Source organism: Flavobacterium antarcticum DSM 19726, assembly GCF_000419685.1.
Classification (GTDB): domain Bacteria; phylum Bacteroidota; class Bacteroidia; order Flavobacteriales; family Flavobacteriaceae; genus Flavobacterium; species Flavobacterium antarcticum.
In genome coordinates this window covers 289,621-312,731 of record NZ_ATTM01000004.1, presented here as the reverse complement: position 1 = coordinate 312,731, position 23,111 = coordinate 289,621, and the positions used below count along the sequence as shown (strand labels likewise).

The following is a 23,111-nucleotide window of genomic DNA, read 5'->3' as shown; positions in this document are numbered from 1 at the left end:
TAGTTAACAACAAGTCGTTCTTTGAGAAATTCGTTCAGAAATATGGGCGATGTAATCGTTCAAATGTTGCAAAGCAGTTTCATCAATACAATAACAAATTGCATTTCCTTCAATCGTTCCTTTGATTAATCCTGCATTTTTCAACTCTTTCAAATGTTGCGAAACCGTCGGTTGTGCCAAGGGCAATTCGTTTACAATATCGCCACAAATACAAGTATCTACAGTCGATAGATAGTCTAAAATTGCAATTCGAGCGGGATGACCCAAAGCTTTCGCCAAGCGTGCCAACTCGTTTTGTCCTTCCGTAAAATATTCCGCTTTTGTAGCTCCCATAATACTATTATTTATATATTGCAATATTACGATATAAAAATAAATCTAATTAAAAACCCATTATTAATTTTTTACTAAATTTTCATAACTAGTAAATTACTGATTTCGTTCTGCCAAAACCGCTTCAATATCTTTCAACGTAAAATTCTTCGCTTTCAACAAAATCAAATAGTGATACATCAAGTCGGCTGCTTCATTTTTGAATAAATCAGCGTCGTTGTCTTTAGCTTCGATAACCAATTCCACAGCTTCTTCACCTACTTTTTGAGCTACTTTATTTATGCCTCTTCGAAACAATTGATTGGTATACGAATCAGCCACATTTTCATCAATTCGATTGTGAATTGTTTTTTCCAACTGATATAGAAAGTTAGTTGAAGTTTCTGTTTTGAAACAAGATGTCTCTCCGGTATGGCAAGTTGGTCCTTCTGCAGAAACGGTAATTAGTAACGCATCATTGTCGCAATCCAAATGCATTTCTTTGACAAATAAGAAATTTCCAGAAGTTTCACCTTTCGTCCAAAGTCGGTTTTTACTTCTACTGAAAAAAGTCACTATCTGTTCTTCCGACGTTTTTTTAAACGCTTCATCGTCCATATAACCCAACATTAAAACTTGCAAAGAAGTCGCATCTTGAATGATTACGGGAAGCAATCCGTTTGTTTTTGTAAAATCAGGTATCATATTCTAATTGGGATATTTTGTGTTTTTAAATAATTTTTGAGTTCAGGAATTGGAATTTGTCCAAAGTGAAAAACACTCGCTGCTAAAGCTCCCGTAGCTTTTGTTTCTTGGAAAACTTCGGCAAAATGTTCCATCGTTCCCGCACCACCTGAAGCAATCACGGGAATTGAAACCACTTCTGAAATTTGTTTAGTAATATCGCAAGCAAAACCAGCTTTGGTTCCGTCGTTGTTCATTGAAGTCAATAAAATTTCGCCGGCTCCTAAATTAGCCACTTTTTTTGCCCAATCGACCGCTTTTAAACCTGTTGGGATTTTGCCACCACTTCTGAAAACCATCCATTCGCCATCAACAAACTTTGTGTCAATTGCCACAACAACACATTGATTTCCGTATTGTTTTGAGATTTCAGTAATTAAGTTACGATTCAAAATCGCGGCGGAATTCACGCTAATTTTATCCGCACCAGAATCGATTATCGCATTTGCATCTTCTAAACTATTGATTCCACCGCCAACGGTAAACGGAATATTAATTTCCGCTGCAATTTTCCGAACCAATTCTGTTAAGGTTTTTCGCTTTTCTTGAGTAGCTGTAATATCGAGAAAAACCAATTCATCAGCACCTTCAATGACGTAGCGTTTTGCCAATTCAATTGGATCACCGGCGTCAATTATATTTTCAAAATTAATTCCTTTTACCGTTCGATTGTCTTTGATATCCAAACACGGAATGATTCTTTTCTTTAACATGGCAGTTGCATTAAATCTTTCAAATTGATTGTTCGTTCGTAAATCGCTTTGCCAATAATCGCACCTTCACAACCCATTTCACTCAACTTTATTACATCGTCAATCGTAGTAATTCCGCCACTTGCTATGAGTTTTATTTGATTTGTTTCGGATAAAATTTCGCTGTATAATTCGAAAGCTGGTCCTAAAAGCATTCCGTCTTTTTCAATGTCGGTCACAATGCTGTAAGCAATTCCGTTTTTCTCATATTCTTGAATGAACGAAACGACATCGTCTCCCGAACTTTCTAACCAACCATTTGTAGCAATTTTTCGGTCTTTACAATCAGCACCTAAAATGATTTTTTCATTGCCAAATTTCCGCAACCATTCGAGCATTAGTTCAGGATTTTGAGCCGCAATACTTCCCACCGTAATCTGTTTAGCACCTGAATTAAAAGCAATATTAACGTCGTCTTCCGATTTAATTCCACCACCAAAATCGATAATCAAATTGGTTTTGGTTGCCAATAATTCCAAGGTTTTATAGTTGATGATTTGCTTCGCTTTCGCTCCATCCAAATCCACAACGTGTAAATATTTCACGCCAAAATCTTCGAATTGTTTTGCCATATCCAAAGGATTTTCGCTGTATGTTTTCTGTGTCGCATAATCGCCTTTGGAAAGTCGCACGCATTTTCCTCCGATAATATCAATTGCAGGAATGATTCTCATGATTTCAAGAAGTTGTTTAAAATTTGTAATCCGATTTTTGCCGATTTCTCTGGGTGAAATTGGGTTGCATAAAAATTATTTTTCTGTAAAGCAGCACTGAAAGGTAAAATATAATCGCTGACAGCGATAGTTTCTGGGCAAATTTTAGCATAAAAACTGTGGACGAAATAGCAATCGTTTTCCAAAGCAATTCCATCGAAAAGTTTGCCTTTTAAAGATGTAAAATTATTCCAACCCATTTGAGGAACCAATGCTGTTGGAGGAAATTGCAACACTTTTGCATCGAAAATTCCCAATCCTTTCGTATCTCCTTCTTCCGAAGATTCACACATCAATTGCATTCCCAAACAAATTCCCAAAACGGGTTGCGTCAGTTCTCGAATCACTTTATCCAAACCTTTTTCTTTCAAGTATTTCATTGCTGAACTCGCTTCGCCAACACCGGGAAAAATAACTTTATCTGCCGATTTCAGCATTTCAATATCATCAGTTACAACTGTTGAATAACCGAGATTTTGAACTGCATTTTCAACGGAAGTTACGTTTCCCGCATTGTATTTTAAAATTGCTATCATAACGTTCCTTTGGTACTTGGGATGTTGAAATTCTCTGTTTTCTTGATCGCCATTTTCAGCGCTTTCGCAAAAGCTTTAAAGATGGATTCGATTTTGTGGTGCTCGTTTTCACCTTCGGCTTTGATGTTTAAGTTGCAACGCGCTTGGTCGCTGAATGATTTAAAGAAGTGAAAAAACAATTCCGTTGGAACATCGCCGACTTTTTCGCGTTTGAATTCCGCTTCCCAAACCAACCACGGTCGACCGCCAAAATCGAGACCAATTTGTGCCAAACAATCATCCATTGGCAATAAGAATCCGTAACGTTCAATCGCTTTTTTACTTCCCAAAGCTTGCAAAAATGCGTCTCCCAAAGCAATTGCCGTATCTTCGACTGTGTGGTGTTCGTCAATGTGTAAATCGCCTTTGACTTGGATATTCAAATCTAAATTTCCGTGTTTTGAAATTTGTTCCAACATGTGGTCGAAGAAAGGCAAACCCGTTTCAATAATTGATTTTCCGCTTCCATCCAAATTCACTTCTACCGAAATATTCGTTTCTAACGTCTTTCGATTTACTTTTCCAGTTCGCGGTACTTCTTTCAAAAACTGATAAATTTCATTCCAATCCGTTGTGGTTAAAGTTGCGTTTGCGTCTATGTCCGAACTGATGTAAATAGATTTTGAACCAAAATTTTGAGCTAATTTGATGTCGGTCATTCGATCGCCAATGACGTACGAATTTTCCAAATCATAATTTCCGTAAACGTATTTTCCCAACATGCCTAAACGGGGTTTTCGCGTTTCCTTATTTTCGTGTTCAAATGATGAGTCGATGAAAATATCTACAAAATTCACACCTTCATTTTTCAAAGTTTGAATGATAAAATCCTGAACGGGGTGAAATGTACTTTCAGGAAAAGAATCCGTTCCCAAACCGTCTTGATTGCTGACCATAACCAAGTCAAATTCCATTTCTTTGGCAATTCGAGCAAGGTTTGAAATCGCATTTGGCAGAAATTCTAATTTCTCAAAACTATCGATTTGAAAGTCTTCTGGTTCTTTTATAATTGTTCCGTCTCTGTCTATAAATAATACTTTTTTAGCCATTGGAAAGTGTTTTTAAAGCGTTTATTAATTTTTTGTTTTCAGCAGAAGTTCCAATTGTAATCCGAACACAATTTTCAACAACCGAATTTCTATTTCTGATAATAATTTGCTGCGCAATCAATTGTGAATAAATCTCATTTGCATTTTCGACTTCAACCAACAGAAAGTTAGCATCAGAAGGATAAATTTTCTTTACCAATTTTATCATTTGCAATTCTTGGATTAGTCTTGATTTTTCAGTTAAAATCGTCTCTACATTTTCTTGGAATTCCTCTGTCTTATTTAAAGTTTCCAAAGCTACTTGCTGATTTACTGAACTGATATTATAAGGTGCTTTTACTTTATTGTAAAAAGATAATAATTCTTCGTTCATCAAAGCAATTCCCAATCGAAGTCCCGCTAAACCCCAAGCTTTACTCAACGTTTGACTAATAATTAAGTTTGGATACTTTGCTAATTTTTCAGCAAATGTAGCTTCTGGACAAAAGTCAACATAAGCTTCATCAATGATTACTATTCCGTTGAAATTTTCTAAAATGAACTCAATATTGGCTGATTGAATTAAATTTCCCGAAGGATTATTGGGTGAACAAATGAAAATTAATTTCAAATTTTCATCTGAAAAATACGTTTCAACGCTATTTCTGTCAATTTGAAAATCTTTATTTAAAGGAACATTAATCAACTCAACCGAATTAATATTTGACGAAACTTCGTACATTCCATACGTTGGCGTAAACGTTAAAGCTTTGTCGATGTTGGGTTCGCAGAAAATTCGGAAAGCCAAATCGATTACTTCATCACTTCCGTTTCCAAGAAAAATCTGACTTGCTTTTACGTTTTTTATTTCTGCCAAACGTGCTTTCAATTCATTTTGTTGTGGATCGGGATAACGATTATATGTTCCAAATGGATTTTCATTGGCATCCAGAAAAACACCTTCTGTTCCTTCGTATTCATCTCTCGCACTTGAATAAGGAGCGAGATTCAGAATGTTTTTTCGAACCAAATCTTTGACACTATTTCTCATCTTCAATCTTTTTTAAGCGGATGGAAACGGCGTTTTTGTGTGCAAATAATTGTTCTGCTTCAGCCATTATTTCAATGGTTTTACCAATGTTTTGAATTCCCGTTTTCGTAATCTTTTGAAACGTAATTTTCTTTACAAAACTATCTAACGAAACGCCGCTATAACTTCGTGCATAACCGTTAGTTGGCAAGGTGTGATTGGTTCCGCTTGCATAATCACCGGCACTTTCGCAGGAATAATTACCCAAAAAAACCGAACCTGCATTTTGAATTTCACCTACATAACTTACGCTATTTTGCACCGCCAAAATCAAGTGTTCCGGAGCGTAAAGATTGCTGAAATCAATGCAATCGTAAATCGTATCTAAAACTACTGAAAAACTATTTTCTAATGCTTTTTTGGCAAATTCCATTCGTGGTAATTGTTGCAATTGTTCTTGCAAAGCAATTTCCACTTTTTCAATTAAATCTGCATCATTGCTAACCAAAACTACTTGGCTGTCGACTCCGTGTTCCGCTTGTGAAAGTAAATCCGAAGCTACAAAATCAGCATCTGCATTTTCATCCGCAATAATCAAAACTTCGCTTGGTCCAGCCGGCATATCGATAGCCACGCCACTTTGCTGCACTAATTCTTTTGCTTTAGTAACAAATTGATTTCCAGGCCCGAAAATTTTATTCACTTTTGCAATAGATTCGGTTCCAAAAGCCAATGCAGCAATAGCTTGAGCTCCACCTACTTTATAAATTTCATCGATTCCTAAAAACGAAGCCGTGTATAAAATCGCAGGGTTGATGTTACCGTTTTTGTCCGGTGGCGTACATAAAACCAGTCGTTTGCAACCTGCGATTTGTGCTGGAATGGCCAACATCAAAATAGTAGAAAACAACGGAGCCGTTCCACCAGGAATGTATAAACTTACATTTTCAATTGCCACATTTTGCCTCCAACACGTAATACCAGGCATTGTTTCTACTTCTGTTTCCGTGGTTTTTTGAGATTCGTGAAACTTTCGGATGTTTTTTGCAGCAACCGAAATCGCTTCTTTTAATTCATCAGAAACTTGTGAAATTGCAAAATCGATTTCTGATTTATTTACTTTTAATTCCGACAATTCCACTTTGTCAAATTCTTTGGAAAATTGGCGTAAAGCCGAATCTCCTTGAGTTCTAACTTTACTGATAATTCCGCGGACTTTTTCTTCTAAATTTTCAGCGGGAAAATTGGGTCTTTCAATTAAGGAATTCCATTCGCTTGACGGAGGATTTATATAAGTTTTCATTTTGTGATTTGTTGTGAATTAGACAATCATTTTTTCAATTGGAACGACTAAAATTCCTTCTGCTCCTGCGTTTTTGAGTTCGTAAATTACATCCCAAAATTGATCTTCGCCGATTACAGAGTGCAAACTACTCCAACCTTCTTCAGCCAAAGGCAAGATCGTTGGACTGTTCATTCCTGGCAAAATTTTAATTATTTCATCCAACTTCTCGTTTGGCGCATTCAGCAAAATGTATTTATTTTCTTTGGCTTTTTGAACAGAACGGATTCTGAATAATAATTTCTGTAGAATCTCCTTTTTATCGGCGTCCAAATCTTCAGAAGCTACTAGAACGGCTTGACTGTTCATCACGTTTTCCACCTCTTTCAAACCATTCGAACGCAATGTACTTCCACTACTTACGATGTCGCAAATTCCATCGGCAAGTCCGATTCCTGGGGCAATTTCAACACTACCCGAAATAAATTCGATGATGGCGGAGATGTTGTTTTGTTGGAAATAATTCTCTAAAATTACGGGATAGGAAGTCGCCACTTTTTTACCATTGAAAAAACTCAAGTCGCTATATTCAGTTTCTTTTGGCACTGCCAAACTCAAACGACAAGAGGAAAATCCAAGTTTTTCGATAACGTCAATTTGTTTAGCACTTTCCACAAACACATTTTCGCCGATAATACCGATATCTGCTACTTTTTGTTCTACATATTGTGGAATATCATCATCACGAAGAAAGAGAATTTCGATGGGAAAGTTAGTTGATTCTGTGATTAATTTCCCGCCACCATTTGGGAATTTGATTCCACATTCTTTTAAAAGATTCAGCGAGTTTTCACTTAAACGACCACTTTTTTGGATTGCAATTTTTAATTTACTCATTTTTTTTAGTTAGAAGTTGGAGTAAATCGGTACAGGAAGATTGTATAAAAGAAAAATCCCGTTTGATTTACTCAAACGGGATTAGAAATTATAGTGTACTACATATCAAAATCACCTCGCTTGAGAGCTAGAATGAAAATGATGATGTACTTGATTTAACATAATTGTGTTTTTTATAACGGTTCAAAAGTAGAACAATTCCTTTTTAATTAAATACTTTTATTATGATTTTAACTTTTGTTGAGTTTTTAATTTATCTTAAAACACTTTAAATCAATAATTTACTTTTTTGTAAATTGATTTATTTAAGCTAAACGCTTCAACAAATGTTCCGCCACTACTTCTGACGAAGCTGGATTTTGACCTGTAATCAACAAACCATCTTCAACGGCATAGGCTTCCCAATCTCCTTTTTTACTGTAAATTCCGCCGTTCGCTTTCAACATATCTTCTACCAAAAACGGAACAACATCGGTCAATTGAACAGCATCTTCTTCGGTATTTGTAAACCCAGTTACTTTTTTTCCTTTCACTAATGGTGAACCATCGGTGTTTTTAGTATGTTTGAAAATAGCGGGAGCGTGGCAAACTGCGGCAACCGTTTTTCCGTTTTTGTAAAAATCCTCAATCAAAGCAATGGAGTCTTTGTCTTCTGCCAAATCCCAAAGCGGTCCGTGGCCTCCTGGATAAAATACCGCATCAAAATCCTTCTGATTAACTTCAGATAATTTTGTGGTATTTGCCATTATTTTCTGCGTTTCTGCATCTGATTTATAACGAATTGATGCTGGAGTTTGTGCCTCTGGTGCATCACTTTTTGGATCAATTGGCGGCTGACCACCTTTTGGCGAAGCTAAAGTAATATGAATTCCTTTGTCTTTCAAAAGATAGTAAGGTGCTGCAAATTCTTCAATCCAAAATCCTGTTTTCTCGCCTGTATTTCCTAAATCTGCGTGACTTGTTAGTACAAATAATACGTTTTTCATAGCTTTATATTTTATGTAAATTATTAATTATCATTCATTTCTATATTCTTTTATGTTAGAAATTTTTGATAAATCAAATTTACGCTAAGAAATCCAATTAAAAATTGATCTAGGATAAGAAACTATAAATAGGAAAGTTCTTTCCGAATCCGACTCAAAGTTTCGGTTGTAATTCCTAGATAAGACGCGATGTGATAATTTTTAACTTGTTGCTCAATATTGGGATAGTTGGCAACAAAATCAAGATATCTTTCGGTTGCGGATTGCGATAAATTCGCTAATATTCGTTTTTGAAAACTTGCGAAAGCACGTTCCATTTTTTTTCTAAAGAATGCATTTAAACCTTGTACTTCAGTGAATAAGACGTCGAGTTCTTTCTTTGAAACTCGATATAATACACTGTCTTGCAAAATTTCAATATTTAAAATTCCCTTTTCTTCAGAGAAAAAAGCGGTATAATCGCTTATCCACCAATCGTGAATGGCAAATTGCAGCGTGTGTTCTTTTCCAGATTCATCAATGAAATAGGTTCGCAAACAACCACTTTCAACATAGTATTGGTCTGTAACTTTTTCTCCGGCTTTCAAAAGTGAAGTACCTTTTTTAAATTCTAATTTTTCTAATTTCTCAGATAATAGTAATCGATCATCTTCCGTAAATCGGAAATCTTTAAACACATCTTCTAAGAATATATTGTCGTGATTTGTCATCAACTTACTGTTCATAATTGAAATGCTACCATTAATTTTCGTTTCATTCATAATTATTTTTCACTTATAAATGATCTAGGACAATCGTTTACTTAATATTCCTCTTTGATGATTTTCGATTCTTCAATTCCCAATTCTTTGAGCTCTTTTAAAACGGCATCCATCATTGGTGGTGGCCCACAAAGGTAAAAGTAGGAATCAGCTCCTTGAATTTGGGATTCAATAATTTCTTTGGTGATATAACCGTATTCGTATTTTTCAGTTTGTTCTTTGGAAAGCACATTGGTAAAATTCTTTCCCAATAAAATACTGAAAAACTCATTTTCAATAATGTCTGAAGCAGTATTATTAGCAAAAATTAGTTTGTTGTTTCTGATTCCGTTCCTTTGGTCTACATCTTTCATAATTGCAATAAACGGCGTAATTCCTGCTCCACCGGCAATAAAAACACCTTCTCCTTTATACTGAATATCTCCAAAAACATCTCCAATTAACAAACTGTTTTTAGTGCTTAATTTTGATATTTCATCTGTAACGCCATTGTGTTCAGGATATGTTTTTATAAAAAATTCTAAGAAATCATCGGAGGGAAGTGAAGTAAAGGTAAATGGACGTAATTCGGTTGTCCAACCAACTTCGTCAACGGCAACATCGACCGCTTGTCCGGGTAAATAGGAAATCCCATCTGGTTTTTCAGTTCTAACGTGCATCACATTTGGTGTTGCATGCTCAATTGATAATATTCGTACTGTTTTCATATTATTTTTATTTTACAATTATTTGTAATGAGTAACTATCTGAAAAAATAAGATGCTTAAAGGTACAAAACTTATTTTTTTTGATGAACGAATTTCAGAAAACGATATTCTAAATTTAACAATAACCAATTTTAAATGGTAGATTTAAAATTGAATTAACAGATTATGTTGTCTCATATTTTAAAAATTGTTTTGAAGTAGTGGTTTACAAGTCAGTGCTATTATGTCCAAAAATTAATTATTTGAACTATTTTTTTAGTAACTTCGCAAGAAATATTTAGACAGATGAAAAAAATAGGATTTATAGCATTAATTTGTTGTGTGCTTTTAAGTTGCAACGAAACAAAAACCAAGAATGAAAAATTTAGTATTATCACGACTACGTCAATGATTACTGATTTAGTAAAAAACATTGGTGGTGATAAAGTGAATGTGCAAGGTTTAATGGGTGCTGGTGTTGATCCTCATTTATACAAAGCCAGTGAAGGCGACGTTTCAAAGCTGTCCAATGCTGATATGATTATTTATGGTGGCTTGCATTTAGAAGGTAAGTTAGTCGATGTTTTTGAAACCATGAAACGTCAAAATATCAATACCATCGCCGTTTCTGATGCTTTGGATAAAAAAGACTTAATTAGTTCGACACTTTTTGCTTCTAATTACGATCCACATATTTGGTTTAATGTTGAATATTGGCAACGCATTACAGTTTTTGTAGCCAATAAATTATCAGAAGCACAACCCGAAAACAAGGACTTTTTTCAAGCAAATGCGACCGAATATTTAAAAAAATTAAAAGTTTTAAAAGCAGAATTAGATGCTGAAATTGCCACACTACCTGTAGAAAAAAGACGATTAGTAACAGCACACGATGCGTTCAGTTATTTCGGAAAAGAATTTGATTTTGATGTCGTAGGACTGCAAGGTTTGTCAACTGCAACTGAAGCTGGCGTTCAAGACGTACAAAAAACCGCCGCTTATATCATTGACCACAAAGTGAAAGCCGTTTTCATTGAAAGCTCGGTTCCCAAAAGAACAATTGAAGCTTTGCAAGCTGCTGTAAATTCAAAGAAACATAATGTAGTAATTGGTGGGACGTTGTTTTCAGACGCACTTGGAAATCCAGATACTCCAGAAGGAACTTATATTGGCATGTTTAAATTTAACGTTCACACCATCGTAGAAGCTTTAAAATAATGGAAAAAATAGCGGTAAAAGTCGACGATTTGACGGTAGCGTACAACTACAAACCTGTACTTTGGGATATTGATTTACAAATTCCGGAAGGCGTACTAATGGCTATTGTAGGACCAAATGGCGCTGGAAAATCAACATTAATTAAAGCAATTCTCGGTATTTTAAAACCAATCGCCGGTAGCGTAACGATTTTTGGAAAACCGTATAAAAGTCAAAGAAAACAGGTGGCTTACGTTCCTCAAAAAGGAAGTGTAGATTGGGATTTTCCCACTACCGCTTTGGATGTGGTAATGATGGGAACTTACGGAAGTCTGGGTTGGATTAAACGCCCGGGAAGTAAAGAAAAAAAACGCGCTTTGGAAGCATTAGAAAAAGTGGGAATGCTGTCGTTTCAAGGTCGGCAAATTAGCCAACTTTCAGGTGGACAACAACAGCGGATTTTTTTGGCAAGAGCCTTGGTTCAAGATGCATCGATTTACTTTATGGACGAGCCATTTCAAGGTGTTGACGCAACGACTGAAGTAGCAATTATCAACATTTTGAAAGAATTACGAAAAGCAGGAAAAACGGTTGTCGTCGTACACCACGATTTGCAAACAGTTCCCGAATACTTTGATTGGGTGACTTTTTTGAATGTAAAAAAAATAGCAACTGGACCAGTGAAAGATATTTTTAACGACGATAATTTGACCAAAACATATGGCATTAATTATAAGGTTAGTATTCAAAAATAAGATATGGATTTTATAGAATACATAAAACTAATTTCAAGTGATTATACCTTGCGAACCATCACTTTAGGAACGGCCGTTCTTGGAGGTGTTACTGGTATGTTGGGTAGTTTTGCTGTTTTGCGAAAACAAAGTTTGTTAGGCGACGCCATTTCTCACGCAGCTTTACCAGGAATTGCAATTGCATTTTTAATTACCGGTTCAAAAGACACCAATGTGCTCTTAATTGGTGCTTTAATAAGTGGTTTAATTGGCACGTTTTGGATTAGAGGAATCACCTCAAAAACGCATTTGAAATCGGACACGGCACTCGGCCTTATTCTGTCGGTTTTCTTTGGTTTCGGAATGTTACTTTTAACTTTTATTCAAAAAATGCCCAATGCAAATCAGGCAGGATTGGATAAATATCTATTTGGACAAGCTGCAACTTTAGTCGAAAGCGATGTTTGGTTAATGACGATTGTAACTGGACTTTGTTTATTTGTTCTTTTGCTTTTTTGGAAAGAATTCAAAATTTTGCTTTTTGACAAAGATTACGCGTTGACTTTGGGATTCAACACTAAATTCATCGACATTTTGATTACAAGTTTTATTGTACTTGCAATCGTTTTAGGGCTTCAAACTGTTGGCGTAGTTTTAATGAGTGCTATGCTTTTGGCTCCAGCCGCTGCGGCACGACAATGGACAAATAGTTTGGGTTTAATGGTTTTTATAGCGGCAATTTTCGGAGCAAGTGCCGGCGTTTTTGGAACAGCAATTAGCGCCACTCAAAATAATCTATCCACAGGACCAGTGATTGTTTTAGTCGCTTCTGTATTTGTTTTTTTTTCGTTTATATTTTCACCAAGTCGCGGTTTGTTGTTCAAACAAATTCGATTGATAAAAAATCGAAATGCGTTGGAACTCCAAAAAACCTTAGCATTCATGTATCATATTGTCGAAGACCACGATGATATTTCACATCCACACGCGATCAAGATTTTGAATAATTTTCAAGGATTTAGTCGGAAAGGACTGCGGGAATTAGAGGATAAAAACTATGTAAAAGTAGCTGGCGATATGTGGAGTTTAACTTCAACAGGTGTTGCAGCAGCTACAAATTTGTACAATCAAAATCAAAAAGATGACTAACGCACAAATTGAAATCCAACTTATAGCAAGTTTAGTTGCCATTGCTTGTGCCATTCCCGGAACTTTTTTAGTACTTCGCAAAATGGCGATGATTAGTGATGCAATTAGTCATTCTATTCTACCCGGAATTGTTGTGGGATTTTTTCTAACGCAAGATTTAAATTCTCCTTGGCTCATTTTATTAGCTGCGGCAACAGGTGTTTTGACTGTAGTTCTAGTAGAGAAAATTCAGAATACAAAGTTAGTTAAAGAAGATACCGCCATCGGTTTAGTTTTTCCCGCCTTGTTTAGTATTGGTGTAATTTTGATTGCCAAATTTGCTAACGACGTGCATCTCGATATTGATGCGGTGCTTTTAGGTGAATTGGCTTTTACACCATTTGACCGTGTTCATTACGGAACAATGGATTTGGGTCCAAAATCACTATTAGTCATCGGAGTAATCTTAATAACAACACTGATTCTCTTATTCGCATTTTTCAAAGAATTAAAAATCAGCACTTTTGACACAGGTCTTGCAACTTCTTTAGGATTTTCTCCCATTGTATTGCATTACGGATTAATGAGTGTTGCATCGGTAACAACGGTTGGTGCTTTTGACGCGGTTGGCGCTATTTTAGTCGTTGCTTTGATGATCGCACCAGCTGCTTCCGCTTATCTTTTGACCACAGATTTAAAGAAAATGATTGCTCTTGCAGCAGCATTTGGCGTTTTCAGTGCGATTTCGGGATATTGGGTTGCACATTTTTTAGACGCTTCCATCGCAGGAAGTATCACAACTATGTTGGGAATCGTATTTTTAATTGTGTATTTATTCGCACCAAGTAAAGGATTGGTTGCCGTTCTTTATCGAGAGAAACAACAACGGATTGAAGTGTATTTAATTACATTTTTACTGCACCTTAAAAACCATAGCGAACCAAATGAACGGCATGTAAATCACCTGAACGAACATATCAATTGGCAAAAAGTTCGTAGTAAAACAGTTTTAAATTTAGCGTTTAAGAACAACATGATTACTATTGCTGAAAATTTGGTTTCCCTAACTAAAAAAGGAGATGAGTTTACAACAAAAGCAATCGATTACATCATCACAAATGAAGATGGTTTGATTGAAGATATGAAAGATGATTTCTTCTTGTTTCGAGGATAATCAAAATTCGAAAACAATCCAACATGAACTTTTCTTTACTTAAAATCGAGTATTTATCTCTTCAAAGAATCCTCAAGTACCATTAATCCTGCTTTTGCAATTAAAACATCAAAGTTTCCGTGAGCACCACCAACGCCAATACCACCCACTACTTTTCCATTAATTAAAATTGGAATTCCACCATCCATAGCCAAAATATTTTCGTCTAAATAACGGATATCCTCGGGAATGCTTCCGTCTTTAATTCCTTTCGCAATCAATGCTGTCTCCCGTTTTTGAGAACAGGCCGTGTACGCTTTCTTGTAGCTCGCTCTCAAAGTATGTACTCCCGCATCTTGGTGCCGCAGCACTGCTAATGTTTGTCCAGACTTATCAACGACGGTTATGGTTACTTGAAAATTATTTTTCTCCGCTTCCGCATAAGCTGCTTGAACCATTTTTGAAGCCATACTGCCAAGTAAGACCGGTTCTTCAATTGTTTTATTCTGAGCGTTTGTCATGGTACAAAAAAGGATTAGAAATTGTAACAAATAATTTTTCATGAGAAAAAATCTAAATTAATAAAGCTAAAATAGTAGTTAGGAATTAATTTTCAACCCAAAGTAATGCTAATTGTTGCCGTGCTATTTTTATTTTAAAATTCAATAATTTCCACTTTACTTCTGCCACTTGCTTTTTTACTCACTTTAATTTGTACCGGAATCCGCTCCGTCATTTCTTGAACGTGGGAAATTACACCTACTTTCCGACCTTGATTGTGCAAACGTTCGAGTGCATCCATGGCAACATTTAACGTGTTCGGGTCTAATGAACCAAAGCCTTCGTCAATGAATAAGGATTCCACTTTCATTTTGCTTGAAGAAAGGGAAGCAAGTCCAAGTGCTAATGCCAGTGATACTAAAAACGATTCGCCTCCGGAAAGGGAATACACGGTTCTAATTTCGTCACCCATGTCTAAATCTACCACTTGAAGTCCCAAGGTATTTGGAATCCGTTCCATTTTATAACGGCTCGTTAAGTCTTTCAAATGTTGATTTGCATAACTCAAAAGTACTTCTAGCGTGTGTTCTTGCGCAATTTGTCGAAATTTCTTTCCGTCTGCCGAACCTACGACTTCATTCAATTTACTCCAATTGTCAGTGATGCTAAACTGTTTGGAAATCTCCTCAAGTAAAGTGCCAATTTTACGTTTATTTTCGTGATCTTCTTTTAATTTGAAAATAGTATTTGATCGGGCCTGCGTTAGCGTTTCGTTTTCCAATTTCGATTGTGCCAACACTATTTTCAAGTCTTCTAAAATGCGTTCCGAAGGACGTCTGGCCAAGTGCTCTTCAAAAATCTGTGTCCGCTCGAGTAGGATGGAAGTGGTTTTCGTCCGTTCTTCTTCAAAATTAGTGAGTGCTTTTCGTTCGTTAAAGATCCACTCCGAAGAAAAATCTAAAAGCGCTACTAATTGAAAAGCCGTAAGCGTTTCATCAAATTTCTGATTGTATTCGGCGATCCATTTCTGAATTTGGGCATTTGTATGTTCAATTTCCGCAGTAAGTTTAGCAATCGTCGTACTAATTTCTTTAAATTGAGCTTCAGCAGCGGCAGTCTTTATTTTGTTTTCGTTCAAATCAGCCTTCAGTTCCTCCGTATTTTTCTGAGTATTTTCTACCGCTTGTGCAAATTGCTGTTCCATCAATTCAGCAGCCTTTCCGTCAAAAATTGCCAATCGCTCTTCTTTCAATTTATTTAAATCTCGAAGTTGAAGTGCTGCAAAATTCGTTTTTAGAGCATATTCTTCTACCACATTTTTCCCTTGACTTTTTAATTGTTCAATTGCAGCTGATGCAGCAGTTTTTTGATTCTTTATAAGTGTTACCAACTCTACATTCGACTTCCATTCTTGTGCAAAAACCGCAATTCGTTTTAAAAATTCTGATGGATTTTTTTTCCAATTCTCCATCCAGTCGGTTGTCGTAAAGTAAGCGGAAAGATTATTTTTAATTTCAGACAAATCGCCATTCGTTTGCAAAATTGTTTTCTGAACACCTTCCGATTTCTCGTTGTAAAGAGCAAGTTGATTTCTGAAATCCTTCAGTTCATTTGCTGTTGCATCAAGCTTTGTCTTTAAATTTTCGAGTTGTGCTTTCGCAAGATCAAGTTGTTTTTGTTGGTCAGCATGCACTTTGATTTCAAGTTCTAAACCTTCTTTTCGGTGCTTTAACTGTTTGATTTTTTCACTAAACCAATTTGATTTTTCGGGATCACTAATTGTATCGCATTCAATAAAGCTAGAAGTCAATTCCCATTGTTGATTTTTAACTTCAACAAGTGCTTTTTTCTGTGCGATTTCAGATGTCTGTTTTTCAATAAGTTCACTTAAGTTTTTACATTCTTGTTCCAGTTTACTGCTTTCGCCAAAAGTCCGGAGATAAATTTCGTCGTTTTGTTGATGCAGTTCTTCTAGTGTCGAAAGCACCTTTTGAAGTTGTGGATGCTCTGAAACATAGGGATGGTCTTCGCTTCCACAAATAGGACAAGGTTCGTTGTCAATCAATGCCGCTCGAAGCGATTCAACATTTTCAGATGCTGTAACACGTGCTTTTTGAAGTAAAATTCCCGAAGTTTCCTTTGCTATTCGCTGTTCATGAAGCTGTTTTTTTAGTTCAATTAAATGTGTATTTTTATTCAATCTAGCCGCTTCGTCGTTTATTTGCTTTTGGCACAAAACTTCAAAGTCTAGGTTGTGGTTGTACAAAACCGTCCAAATAGCCTGTGCTTCTAGACTAGCATTCAGCAATTGATTTGTTTCTTCTTTCTCCAAATGCAATTTTTCAATCGGCGTCAGTAAAATCGCTTTTGATTCTAGGTCATAAGCGGTTTGCTTCATTTTTAAGTCAAGTTCAAGTTCACCAAATCCTGCAATACGTGTTGTGATTTCTCCCTGTACAAGGGCAATTTTATCTGCTAATAACTTCTTTTCGGTCGATGCGGCAGAAGTAATTGCGACTAATTTCTCTGCATCAATAAGTTTTGAAGTGATGAGGTCTTTGTTTTCAGAAATGGATTTTCGATCTTCAAATTTTGTCTGCCAATCCTCAATTTCCTTAACACGTTGTTCAAAACCTGTAATTGCAGTTTCTTTTTCCGAAACTTCTTTTTGATAGTTTTCTTTTTTATTTAAAGCTAATGTGGCTTCCGAATTTGCAGCACTAACTTGCTTTTCCTTTTCAGAATTTAAAGTATCTAATTTTTTGGCAGCAGCCACTTTCGGCAATGCGTCCTTTTGAATTTGAATAACTGCGGAAAGATGAAGTTGTGCGTTTTTAAACTGAGCTTCTTTTTTTTCTTTCTGCAGATGCAATTCGGAAATCTGGGTGCTCAGAAGTTGTAAACTAGCATTTTGTAGTGCTAATTGTTTACGGTTGTGGAGCAAAGCATCGTTCCAACTTCGAGTAGCTTGTGCTTCTTCCACCTGATGCAACTTGTTTTTTCGAGGTTCGGCTTCCGCCAAAGATTGATTTGCTTTTTGCACATTTGCTTCCGCCAATTCTTTACTCTGCAACAAAAGCGTAAATTGTTCGTGCCAATGAATCTCTTTTGACAGCGCTTCAATTTCAATTGTCAGATGTTCTATTTTCGATGTTAAGACTACTCGTTCTTCTTCAATTTGGCGGACTTCTTCCTCCGAAAAAGTAGCAATTCCTTCCCGTCGAATATTCAATTCCCGCAGTTGTTGCTCTTCCTGTCTGTATTTTTTAAAAACTTTCTTGGAAATTTCAGAGTAAATATGTGTTCCCGTTAATTTCTCTAATAAGGATGATTTTTCATCTTTACTGGCTTTCATAAAAGCGGTAAAATCACCTTGGGCCAACAAAACAGAACGAGTAAATTGTTCAAAATTCAAACCAACTAAACGTTCAATTTCTTTATACGTTTCGGCTTTTTTTCCAGGTAAATCTAAATTTGTTGTAGTGTTTTTTAAGGCAATTGTGTCGGCTTGCAAACTCCCTTCGGCTTTATTTCTTGCCCGTCGGACACTCCATGTAGAGCGGTAATTTTGTCCATCGGTACCTACAAAATCAACTTCGGCATAACCTTCTGAAGTGCCATCGCGCAAAATACCCCGAACGTCGCCTTGACTCATTGTACTGCCTTGAACGTCGTGGATTTCAATTCCCATTTCTTTCGCTTGCAAATAGCGAGGCGTTTTACCGTAAAGTGCTAAACACAAAGCATCGAGTAAAGTTGATTTTCCCGCACCTGTGGGACCTGTGATTGCAAATATTCCGGCTGATGCCAAAGGTTCGCTTGTGAAGTCAATTTCAGTTATTCCTTCTAATGAAGCTAAATTTTTGATTCGTATGGCGTTGATTTTCATTAGGCTTCTGGTTGATTGACTTCAATTATCGTTTGTTGAAAAAGCGCCATGAGTTGTTCCGGAACTTCCGTGTTGTATTTTGCTTCGTATGATTTAGCAAAAACCGCTGCAGGTTGTAACTCATGCAAAAGTGCTTGAGAAACGGATTCGCCTATTGATTTATTTTTATTGGGATAATGAGGTTGAATCCGAGCTAATTTTACATTCTTAAATTTTAGAACTTCGTCAATTTTATGCCGCAATGCTGGTTCAGGCGCTTCTAAAAGCACCTGTATTTCGAGATAAGACGCTTGTTTGTCGTCGTTTTTATCCTCAAGTTGATGCAGTTTTAAAAGTACTTCTTCTAAAGGTTCGGCTTTCAAAGGAATTCGCAAAAGCGGAATGGTAACGGGAATTTCAAGGGTTTTCAGGTTGCTTATTTCAGCTTCTAAATCGAAAATAATAACTTGGTGCTTGTAATTTCGTTCTGAAAACGACATGGGAAGCGGACTTCCGCAATAACGGATGTGTTCCTTCCCGCCAATTCGTTGGGCTTTGTGAATGTGTCCCAACGCTACGTATTTAATTTCAGGGTGAAAAGCAGTTGCAGGAATGCATTCAACGCCACCCATAATCAAGCGTTCGGTTTTATCCATGTCGGAAATTTCAGCATTGTGGGTGTGCAAATGTCCCATGGCAATGATGGATTGCTTGTCATTCTTTTTTGTATTGGCAAACTCAAATGCCTCCCTGTATAAAGTTGTCACTCCTTCTGAGTAGGGATTCTGTACATATGAAACAGTAGGATAATCACCTATTCGTAAGAAGGGAATGGCGATACACCACGCTTTTATTTCACCCAAATGATCATATAATGGAACCGTTAATTTTGCATAATCAATGGATCCGTCGCTGTTTTTTTCGATGGTGCCAATGATGTGAATTTTTGACGATGCTAACAACGGTTTTGGTGCTTCTAATCGAGAGGCTGAATCGTGATTGCCAGCGGTAATGATGATTTGCAAGTGTGGATTCTCACTGGTCGCTTTTTGCAAAAAAGAATAGAACATGCGTATCGATGCCGCTGCAGGATTTGAAATATCAAAGACATCACCACTCACTAAAAGGACTTCAATTGCTTCGTTTGTAATGGTTTTTAAAAGCCAATTCAAGAATTCTTGGTGCTCAAAACTACGGTCGTATTCGTGGAATAATTGGCCTAAATGCCAATCAGCGGTGTGGAGGATTCTCATGGGATGGATTTTCAAACGTAAAGATAGGAAATTTAGTGAAAGGGGAGAGGAGGATAGAAAGATTGAAGGATTGAAGGATAGAAAGATAGAAAGATGTAAAGATTGAAGGATGTAAGGATTGAAAGATTTAAAGATAGAACAACCGGAAAATTAAGGAGCGATAGATTTAAAATTAACCAATGCTTGGATTATTGTTGTGTGACTGATTCCCTATTAAACACTAGAGACGTAGGCTTTTTGTGCATGCCCGAACGGGTGGAAAGGACATACGCCATTACAGCTACTTCAACAACCTGACTACCCGTGACCTTCGTTACAACAAGCATCGGTTTAAATTTTACTTTCAAAGAAACCAGCTAATAAAGCAATTGCAGCATCTCATTTTTTCTTTGATTTTATTTCAACTTGCATTAAAATTAACTTGCAAAGATTTGCTTAAATACTGTTGTACTAAATTATAAATTATTGGTGTAGTGTGTTTTATGTGATTCCAATGATTTTTTACGCAATTTCAAACTAGAATTTTTTATTTGTCTGCTGATCGGCTTTCGTAGAATTTTAAAAAAATCGTATATTCGGACTGCCTTAAAATGATTTAAGACTTTCAATCAACACTGCGTCACTTTACATGAAAATAGCACTACTCCTATATTGTTCCCTACTATTACTGATCACATTTTTACCGCTCATAAAAAATGAATATTGGGTCTTTCGCGTGTGCGAATATCCACGGTTGCAGAAATTAGTGGCAAATATTGTTGCCCTAATTTTGCTGACGTTTTACAGTTCAAGTCAAGATGTGGTCGTACTCGTTTTTCAAGGTTTGATGATTTTAAACGCGGGTTATCTCGTGTATTTAATCGCACCATTTACGAAACTGGCAAAGTTGCAAGTTTTAAATGTAGATACTGATATTCCTGAAAACAGCATACGTTTAATGATTGCAAATGTCCTGCAAGACAACACCAATTATAAAGGATGTTTAAATGAAATTTCAAAAGCAAATCCCGACTTAGTCCTGCTTTTAGAAACGGATTCAGTGTGGGACAAGCAGACGGAAAGCTTAGCAAGCGAATATGCTTTTCAAGTAAAAGTACCCTTAGATAATAAATACGGTATGCTATTGTATTCTAAATTTCCACTTAAAAATACCGCAGTTCATTATATGGTGGAAGACGATATTCCGTCTATACATACGGAGGTTGCATTGGAAAGTGGACAAAGCATTCAACTCTATGCAGTGCATCCTACACCTCCAGTTCCCAATGAAAATCCAACTTCACGCGAGCGCGACAAGGAATTATTGCTGGTAGCTGATTTGGTTCAAAAATCGGAACTTCCTGTGATCGTTATTGGTGATTTGAACGATGTAGCTTGGAGCTATACAACGGAACTTTTTCTGAAAATGAGTGGTTTGTTAGATCCACGACGCGGACGCGGGTTTTTCAACACGTTCAATGCGTATTACCCGTTTCTGCGTTTTCCACTTGATCACGCTTTTATTTCGACTGATTGGAAAGTAAAACAAATTAGGCGACTTGAAAATTCGGGTTCGGATCACTTTCCAATTTTTATCAGTTTGCAATACGAAAAACAAGCCGTTGCTGAACAAAAAGCCGATACGCCAGATGCCGCCGACTTAAAAGTAGCCGCCGAGAAGAAAAGTCAAGTGTAGTTGCTTTGAGCATACGCTTGAGAAAGAACCACTAAAAGGTGTTACCAATTATAAAGAAACATTCTACTTATAAAACGTACTAACACTTAGATCCAGCCGATTTCTTTTAGAGTAGTAGTAAGATTCCACTTTACTTTACTTGGGTTCTTCGCAGCAAAATTAGTAATCAATTGCATCAGATAGTGATTAGACGGATACAATTCCACGTGGTCTTTTAATTGCGAAATGTCGGTAATTGCAGTGTCTATGGGAAAATAACCCATACCATAAAGCCGACCATCTTCAATGTAAATGCAACTTGCTTCGTCGTTCGTTCGTCCTTTGTCAATGAGGGCAAAAGTAGGCCTCGATTTTAAGTAAAAAGCAACAGCATGTTCAACTTGGCTGTTGTGCACATCTACATCTGGTAGTGCAGCATCGAATAGCGGAAACTGATTTTCACCTATGCCCGGACTTCCATATTTACAAAAACGGTAATCAATTTCAAATTGAGCAGCAAGTTCCCTCAACAACTCAATCGCTTGAGCAGTACTGGTAAAGGTTTCAATACAAGCTTGGTTTTTAGTCACAATTCCCACCGCTAAATACTGATACCCGTTTCGGGCTTCGTAAGTAAACAATCCGCATTTGGGTTCAAAACGCTTTAAAACACGGTTGTGAATGGGCCACAGATGCTTGATCTCCGTACATTCTAATATAAGTGCCATGAGTTCAGTGCCGCATACTTCAAAGGAAATAGAATGAATTTCACGTAAAAAATTTTGCCTTTGCGGGGTAATTTTATGGCCGCTGAAATGAGAAGCGACTCGTTTTTTAAGGTGAACGGCTTTGCCTACATAAATTACCTTTTTCAGTTCATTATAAAAATAGTACACACCTGGTTTTTCCGGTAAAGCAGCAAAATCTTCCGGCGGTAAATTAGGCGGTAAGCGTTGGTCTTCGGCCGTTTTCTTGATCATTTTATCAATTTCACCATTCGCGTCCCATACTAATAATTTTGAAAGCAAAATAGTGGTAGCATCCGCATCACCTCCTGCACGGTGGCGGTTTTCAAGTTTAATGGCTAAGGAGTTGCACAGCCTACCTAAGCTGTAAGAGGGAAGTCCGGGTTTGATTTTTCGAGCTGCTCTAACGGTACACAATTTTGGTGCCGTCCATTTTAAACCTGCAACTTCTAATTCGTGGCGGACAAAGGAGTAATCAAAATTGACATTATGAGCTACGAAAATCCGGTCGTTGAGCATTTCAAAAACGATATCAGAAATGGCGTCAAAAGTAGGCGCGTCTTGAACCATGTCGTTGTTAATTCCTGTCAGTGCAAAAATGGCAGGCGGAATAAATTTTTGGGGGTTGACGAGCGATTCCCAGCGGTCTATTATTTTTTCGCCGTCGTAAATAATAATCGCAATCTCTGTAATCCTGCTGTGGCTGGCGTTGCCACCGGTGGTCTCAATATCGACTATTGCGTATAATTTGTTTTTCATCGTTCAAATCCTCCTGCAAGGATTGTTCCAAAAAAGTTGGTGATGGAGGATAGAGAATGGAGGTGAGAATATGGAATTTAGAGTATAGAATATAGAGGAAAGAGTAGGCAATAATCATTTAAATGATCCGTATCAATGTGTGCAGTGTGTGTCTTTTTCTAGAAAGCTGTAGTTACATTACTATAAAGAAGCAACACAGATATGAGAAATTTGAGAAATTTGAGAAATTTGAGAAATCAGAGAAATTAAAATAATCTGTGGCAATCTGTGTCGTTCTATTGTGCTATAAAAGCAACACAGATCAGAGAAATTAAAATAATCTGTGTCATTCTATTCTTAAATACAAGCAATA

General features: G+C 36.7%; 21 protein-coding genes. 5 read left to right on the top strand and 16 right to left on the bottom strand.

Annotated elements, in window-relative coordinates:
* Positions 1 to 3: 3 nt before the first annotated feature.
* The 12 genes from YWA_RS0108775 to YWA_RS0108720 all read right to left on the bottom strand — a co-directional run bounded on the left by YWA_RS0108775 (position 4) and on the right by YWA_RS0108720 (position 9,787).
* Positions 4 to 333 carry an ArsR/SmtB family transcription factor gene (locus YWA_RS0108775; protein ID WP_022828143.1) on the bottom strand — a complete coding sequence of 110 codons (330 nt, stop codon included), beginning with the start codon at positions 331 to 333 and terminating at the stop codon, positions 4 to 6.
* Positions 334 to 429: 96 nt separating this feature from the next.
* Positions 430 to 1,017 (bottom strand): bifunctional phosphoribosyl-AMP cyclohydrolase/phosphoribosyl-ATP diphosphatase HisIE, encoded by a 588-nt coding sequence (hisIE, locus tag YWA_RS0108770; protein WP_022828142.1) that lies wholly within the window; start codon positions 1,015 to 1,017, stop codon positions 430 to 432.
* Entirely contained in the window at positions 1,014 to 1,769 is a 756-nt protein-coding gene (gene hisF, locus YWA_RS0108765) for an imidazole glycerol phosphate synthase subunit HisF (RefSeq protein ID WP_022828141.1), read from the bottom strand. The genes hisIE and hisF overlap by 4 nt, the downstream gene beginning before the upstream one ends.
* On the bottom strand, positions 1,763 to 2,482 hold the full coding sequence (gene hisA / locus YWA_RS0108760; RefSeq protein ID WP_022828140.1) for a 1-(5-phosphoribosyl)-5-[(5-phosphoribosylamino)methylideneamino]imidazole-4-carboxamide isomerase: 720 nt from the start codon (positions 2,480 to 2,482) through the stop codon (positions 1,763 to 1,765). The genes hisF and hisA overlap by 7 nt, the downstream gene beginning before the upstream one ends.
* Entirely contained in the window at positions 2,479 to 3,057 is a 579-nt protein-coding gene (gene hisH / locus YWA_RS0108755; RefSeq protein WP_022828139.1) for an imidazole glycerol phosphate synthase subunit HisH, read from the bottom strand. The genes hisA and hisH overlap by 4 nt, the downstream gene beginning before the upstream one ends.
* Positions 3,054 to 4,145 (bottom strand): bifunctional histidinol-phosphatase/imidazoleglycerol-phosphate dehydratase HisB, encoded by a 1,092-nt coding sequence (gene hisB, locus YWA_RS0108750; RefSeq protein ID WP_022828138.1) that lies wholly within the window; start codon positions 4,143 to 4,145, stop codon positions 3,054 to 3,056. Before hisB ends, hisH begins: the two co-directional genes overlap by 4 nt.
* Positions 4,138 to 5,175: a histidinol-phosphate transaminase gene (gene hisC / locus YWA_RS0108745; RefSeq protein ID WP_026718695.1), complete on the bottom strand. Its 1,038-nt coding sequence runs from the start codon at positions 5,173 to 5,175 to the stop codon at positions 4,138 to 4,140. The genes hisB and hisC overlap by 8 nt, the downstream gene beginning before the upstream one ends.
* Positions 5,165 to 6,457: a histidinol dehydrogenase gene (gene hisD, locus YWA_RS0108740; RefSeq protein WP_022828136.1), complete on the bottom strand. Its 1,293-nt coding sequence runs from the start codon at positions 6,455 to 6,457 to the stop codon at positions 5,165 to 5,167. Before hisD ends, hisC begins: the two co-directional genes overlap by 11 nt.
* Positions 6,458 to 6,475: 18 nt before the next feature.
* The gene (hisG, locus tag YWA_RS0108735; protein WP_022828135.1) at positions 6,476 to 7,333 is read right to left on the bottom strand and encodes an ATP phosphoribosyltransferase; all 858 of its coding nucleotides are present in this window, start codon (positions 7,331 to 7,333) and stop codon (positions 6,476 to 6,478) included.
* A gap of 305 nt (positions 7,334 to 7,638) precedes the next feature.
* Positions 7,639 to 8,319, bottom strand: coding sequence for a type 1 glutamine amidotransferase domain-containing protein (locus YWA_RS0108730; protein WP_022828134.1), 681 nt, complete (start codon positions 8,317 to 8,319; stop codon positions 7,639 to 7,641).
* Positions 8,320 to 8,441: 122 nt separating this feature from the next.
* Positions 8,442 to 9,080 (bottom strand): Crp/Fnr family transcriptional regulator, encoded by a 639-nt coding sequence (locus YWA_RS0108725; RefSeq protein ID WP_022828133.1) that lies wholly within the window; start codon positions 9,078 to 9,080, stop codon positions 8,442 to 8,444.
* Positions 9,081 to 9,121: 41 nt separating this feature from the next.
* Positions 9,122 to 9,787 (bottom strand): ferredoxin reductase domain-containing protein, encoded by a 666-nt coding sequence (locus tag YWA_RS0108720; protein ID WP_022828132.1) that lies wholly within the window; start codon positions 9,785 to 9,787, stop codon positions 9,122 to 9,124.
* A 285-nt stretch (positions 9,788 to 10,072) separates the two neighbouring features.
* On the opposite strand from YWA_RS0108720, the gene YWA_RS0108710 reads away from it, so the two are divergent.
* The 4 genes from YWA_RS0108710 to YWA_RS0108695 are packed head-to-tail and all read left to right on the top strand — an operon-like array spanning position 10,073 to position 13,999.
* Positions 10,073 to 10,984: a metal ABC transporter solute-binding protein, Zn/Mn family gene (locus tag YWA_RS0108710; RefSeq protein ID WP_022828130.1), complete on the top strand. Its 912-nt coding sequence runs from the start codon at positions 10,073 to 10,075 to the stop codon at positions 10,982 to 10,984.
* Positions 10,984 to 11,718, top strand: a complete 735-nt coding sequence (locus YWA_RS0108705) for a metal ABC transporter ATP-binding protein (RefSeq protein WP_022828129.1) — start codon at positions 10,984 to 10,986, stop codon at positions 11,716 to 11,718. Before YWA_RS0108710 ends, YWA_RS0108705 begins: the two co-directional genes overlap by 1 nt.
* A 3-nt stretch (positions 11,719 to 11,721) precedes the next feature.
* Positions 11,722 to 12,846 (top strand): metal ABC transporter permease, encoded by a 1,125-nt coding sequence (locus tag YWA_RS0108700; RefSeq protein WP_022828128.1) that lies wholly within the window; start codon positions 11,722 to 11,724, stop codon positions 12,844 to 12,846.
* Positions 12,839 to 13,999, top strand: a complete 1,161-nt coding sequence (locus YWA_RS0108695) for a metal ABC transporter permease (protein ID WP_022828127.1) — start codon at positions 12,839 to 12,841, stop codon at positions 13,997 to 13,999. Before YWA_RS0108700 ends, YWA_RS0108695 begins: the two co-directional genes overlap by 8 nt.
* Positions 14,000 to 14,052: 53 nt before the next feature.
* Here the strand turns inward: YWA_RS0108695 and YWA_RS0108690 are convergent, their stop codons facing one another.
* From YWA_RS0108690 to YWA_RS0108680, 3 genes are all read right to left on the bottom strand, one after another.
* Positions 14,053 to 14,541: a GlcG/HbpS family heme-binding protein gene (locus tag YWA_RS0108690; RefSeq protein ID WP_026718692.1), complete on the bottom strand. Its 489-nt coding sequence runs from the start codon at positions 14,539 to 14,541 to the stop codon at positions 14,053 to 14,055.
* A 92-nt stretch (positions 14,542 to 14,633) separates the two neighbouring features.
* Entirely contained in the window at positions 14,634 to 18,368 is a 3,735-nt protein-coding gene (locus YWA_RS0108685) for an AAA family ATPase (protein WP_022828125.1), read from the bottom strand.
* A complete protein-coding gene (locus tag YWA_RS0108680; RefSeq protein WP_022828124.1) occupies positions 18,368 to 19,600 on the bottom strand; it encodes an exonuclease SbcCD subunit D C-terminal domain-containing protein in 1,233 nt (410 codons plus the stop codon). The genes YWA_RS0108685 and YWA_RS0108680 overlap by 1 nt, the downstream gene beginning before the upstream one ends.
* A 628-nt stretch (positions 19,601 to 20,228) precedes the next feature.
* Here YWA_RS0108680 and YWA_RS0108665 point away from each other — a divergent pair.
* Positions 20,229 to 21,275, top strand: a complete 1,047-nt coding sequence (locus tag YWA_RS0108665) for an endonuclease/exonuclease/phosphatase family protein (RefSeq protein WP_022828121.1) — start codon at positions 20,229 to 20,231, stop codon at positions 21,273 to 21,275.
* Positions 21,276 to 21,361: 86 nt separating this feature from the next.
* On the opposite strand, the gene YWA_RS0108660 is transcribed toward YWA_RS0108665, so the two are convergent.
* Complete coding sequence (locus YWA_RS0108660; RefSeq protein ID WP_022828120.1) at positions 21,362 to 22,759, bottom strand: exonuclease domain-containing protein; 1,398 nt, start codon at positions 22,757 to 22,759, stop codon at positions 21,362 to 21,364.
* Positions 22,760 to 23,111: the final 352 nt, after the last annotated feature.

Bases quoted from the DNA above. Each gene is read 5' to 3' on its own strand.
- YWA_RS0108775 (WP_022828143.1), bottom strand. From the start codon at position 333: ATGGGAGCTACAAAAGCGGAATATTTTACGGAAGGACAAAACGAGTTG.
- hisIE (WP_022828142.1), bottom strand. From the start codon at position 1,017: ATGATACCTGATTTTACAAAAACAAACGGATTGCTTCCCGTAATCATT.
- hisF (WP_022828141.1), bottom strand. From the start codon at position 1,769: ATGTTAAAGAAAAGAATCATTCCGTGTTTGGATATCAAAGACAATCGA.
- hisA (WP_022828140.1), bottom strand. From the start codon at position 2,482: ATGAGAATCATTCCTGCAATTGATATTATCGGAGGAAAATGCGTGCGA.
- hisH (WP_022828139.1), bottom strand. From the start codon at position 3,057: ATGATAGCAATTTTAAAATACAATGCGGGAAACGTAACTTCCGTTGAA.
- hisB (WP_022828138.1), bottom strand. From the start codon at position 4,145: ATGGCTAAAAAAGTATTATTTATAGACAGAGACGGAACAATTATAAAA.
- hisC (WP_026718695.1), bottom strand. From the start codon at position 5,175: ATGAGAAATAGTGTCAAAGATTTGGTTCGAAAAAACATTCTGAATCTC.
- hisD (WP_022828136.1), bottom strand. From the start codon at position 6,457: ATGAAAACTTATATAAATCCTCCGTCAAGCGAATGGAATTCCTTAATT.
- hisG (WP_022828135.1), bottom strand. From the start codon at position 7,333: ATGAGTAAATTAAAAATTGCAATCCAAAAAAGTGGTCGTTTAAGTGAA.
- YWA_RS0108730 (WP_022828134.1), bottom strand. From the start codon at position 8,319: ATGAAAAACGTATTATTTGTACTAACAAGTCACGCAGATTTAGGAAAT.
- YWA_RS0108725 (WP_022828133.1), bottom strand. From the start codon at position 9,080: ATGAATGAAACGAAAATTAATGGTAGCATTTCAATTATGAACAGTAAG.
- YWA_RS0108720 (WP_022828132.1), bottom strand. From the start codon at position 9,787: ATGAAAACAGTACGAATATTATCAATTGAGCATGCAACACCAAATGTG.
- YWA_RS0108710 (WP_022828130.1), top strand. From the start codon at position 10,073: ATGAAAAAAATAGGATTTATAGCATTAATTTGTTGTGTGCTTTTAAGT.
- YWA_RS0108705 (WP_022828129.1), top strand. From the start codon at position 10,984: ATGGAAAAAATAGCGGTAAAAGTCGACGATTTGACGGTAGCGTACAAC.
- YWA_RS0108700 (WP_022828128.1), top strand. From the start codon at position 11,722: ATGGATTTTATAGAATACATAAAACTAATTTCAAGTGATTATACCTTG.
- YWA_RS0108695 (WP_022828127.1), top strand. From the start codon at position 12,839: ATGACTAACGCACAAATTGAAATCCAACTTATAGCAAGTTTAGTTGCC.
- YWA_RS0108690 (WP_026718692.1), bottom strand. From the start codon at position 14,541: ATGAAAAATTATTTGTTACAATTTCTAATCCTTTTTTGTACCATGACA.
- YWA_RS0108685 (WP_022828125.1), bottom strand. From the start codon at position 18,368: ATGAAAATCAACGCCATACGAATCAAAAATTTAGCTTCATTAGAAGGA.
- YWA_RS0108680 (WP_022828124.1), bottom strand. From the start codon at position 19,600: ATGAGAATCCTCCACACCGCTGATTGGCATTTAGGCCAATTATTCCAC.
- YWA_RS0108665 (WP_022828121.1), top strand. From the start codon at position 20,229: ATGAAAATAGCACTACTCCTATATTGTTCCCTACTATTACTGATCACA.
- YWA_RS0108660 (WP_022828120.1), bottom strand. From the start codon at position 22,759: ATGAAAAACAAATTATACGCAATAGTCGATATTGAGACCACCGGTGGC.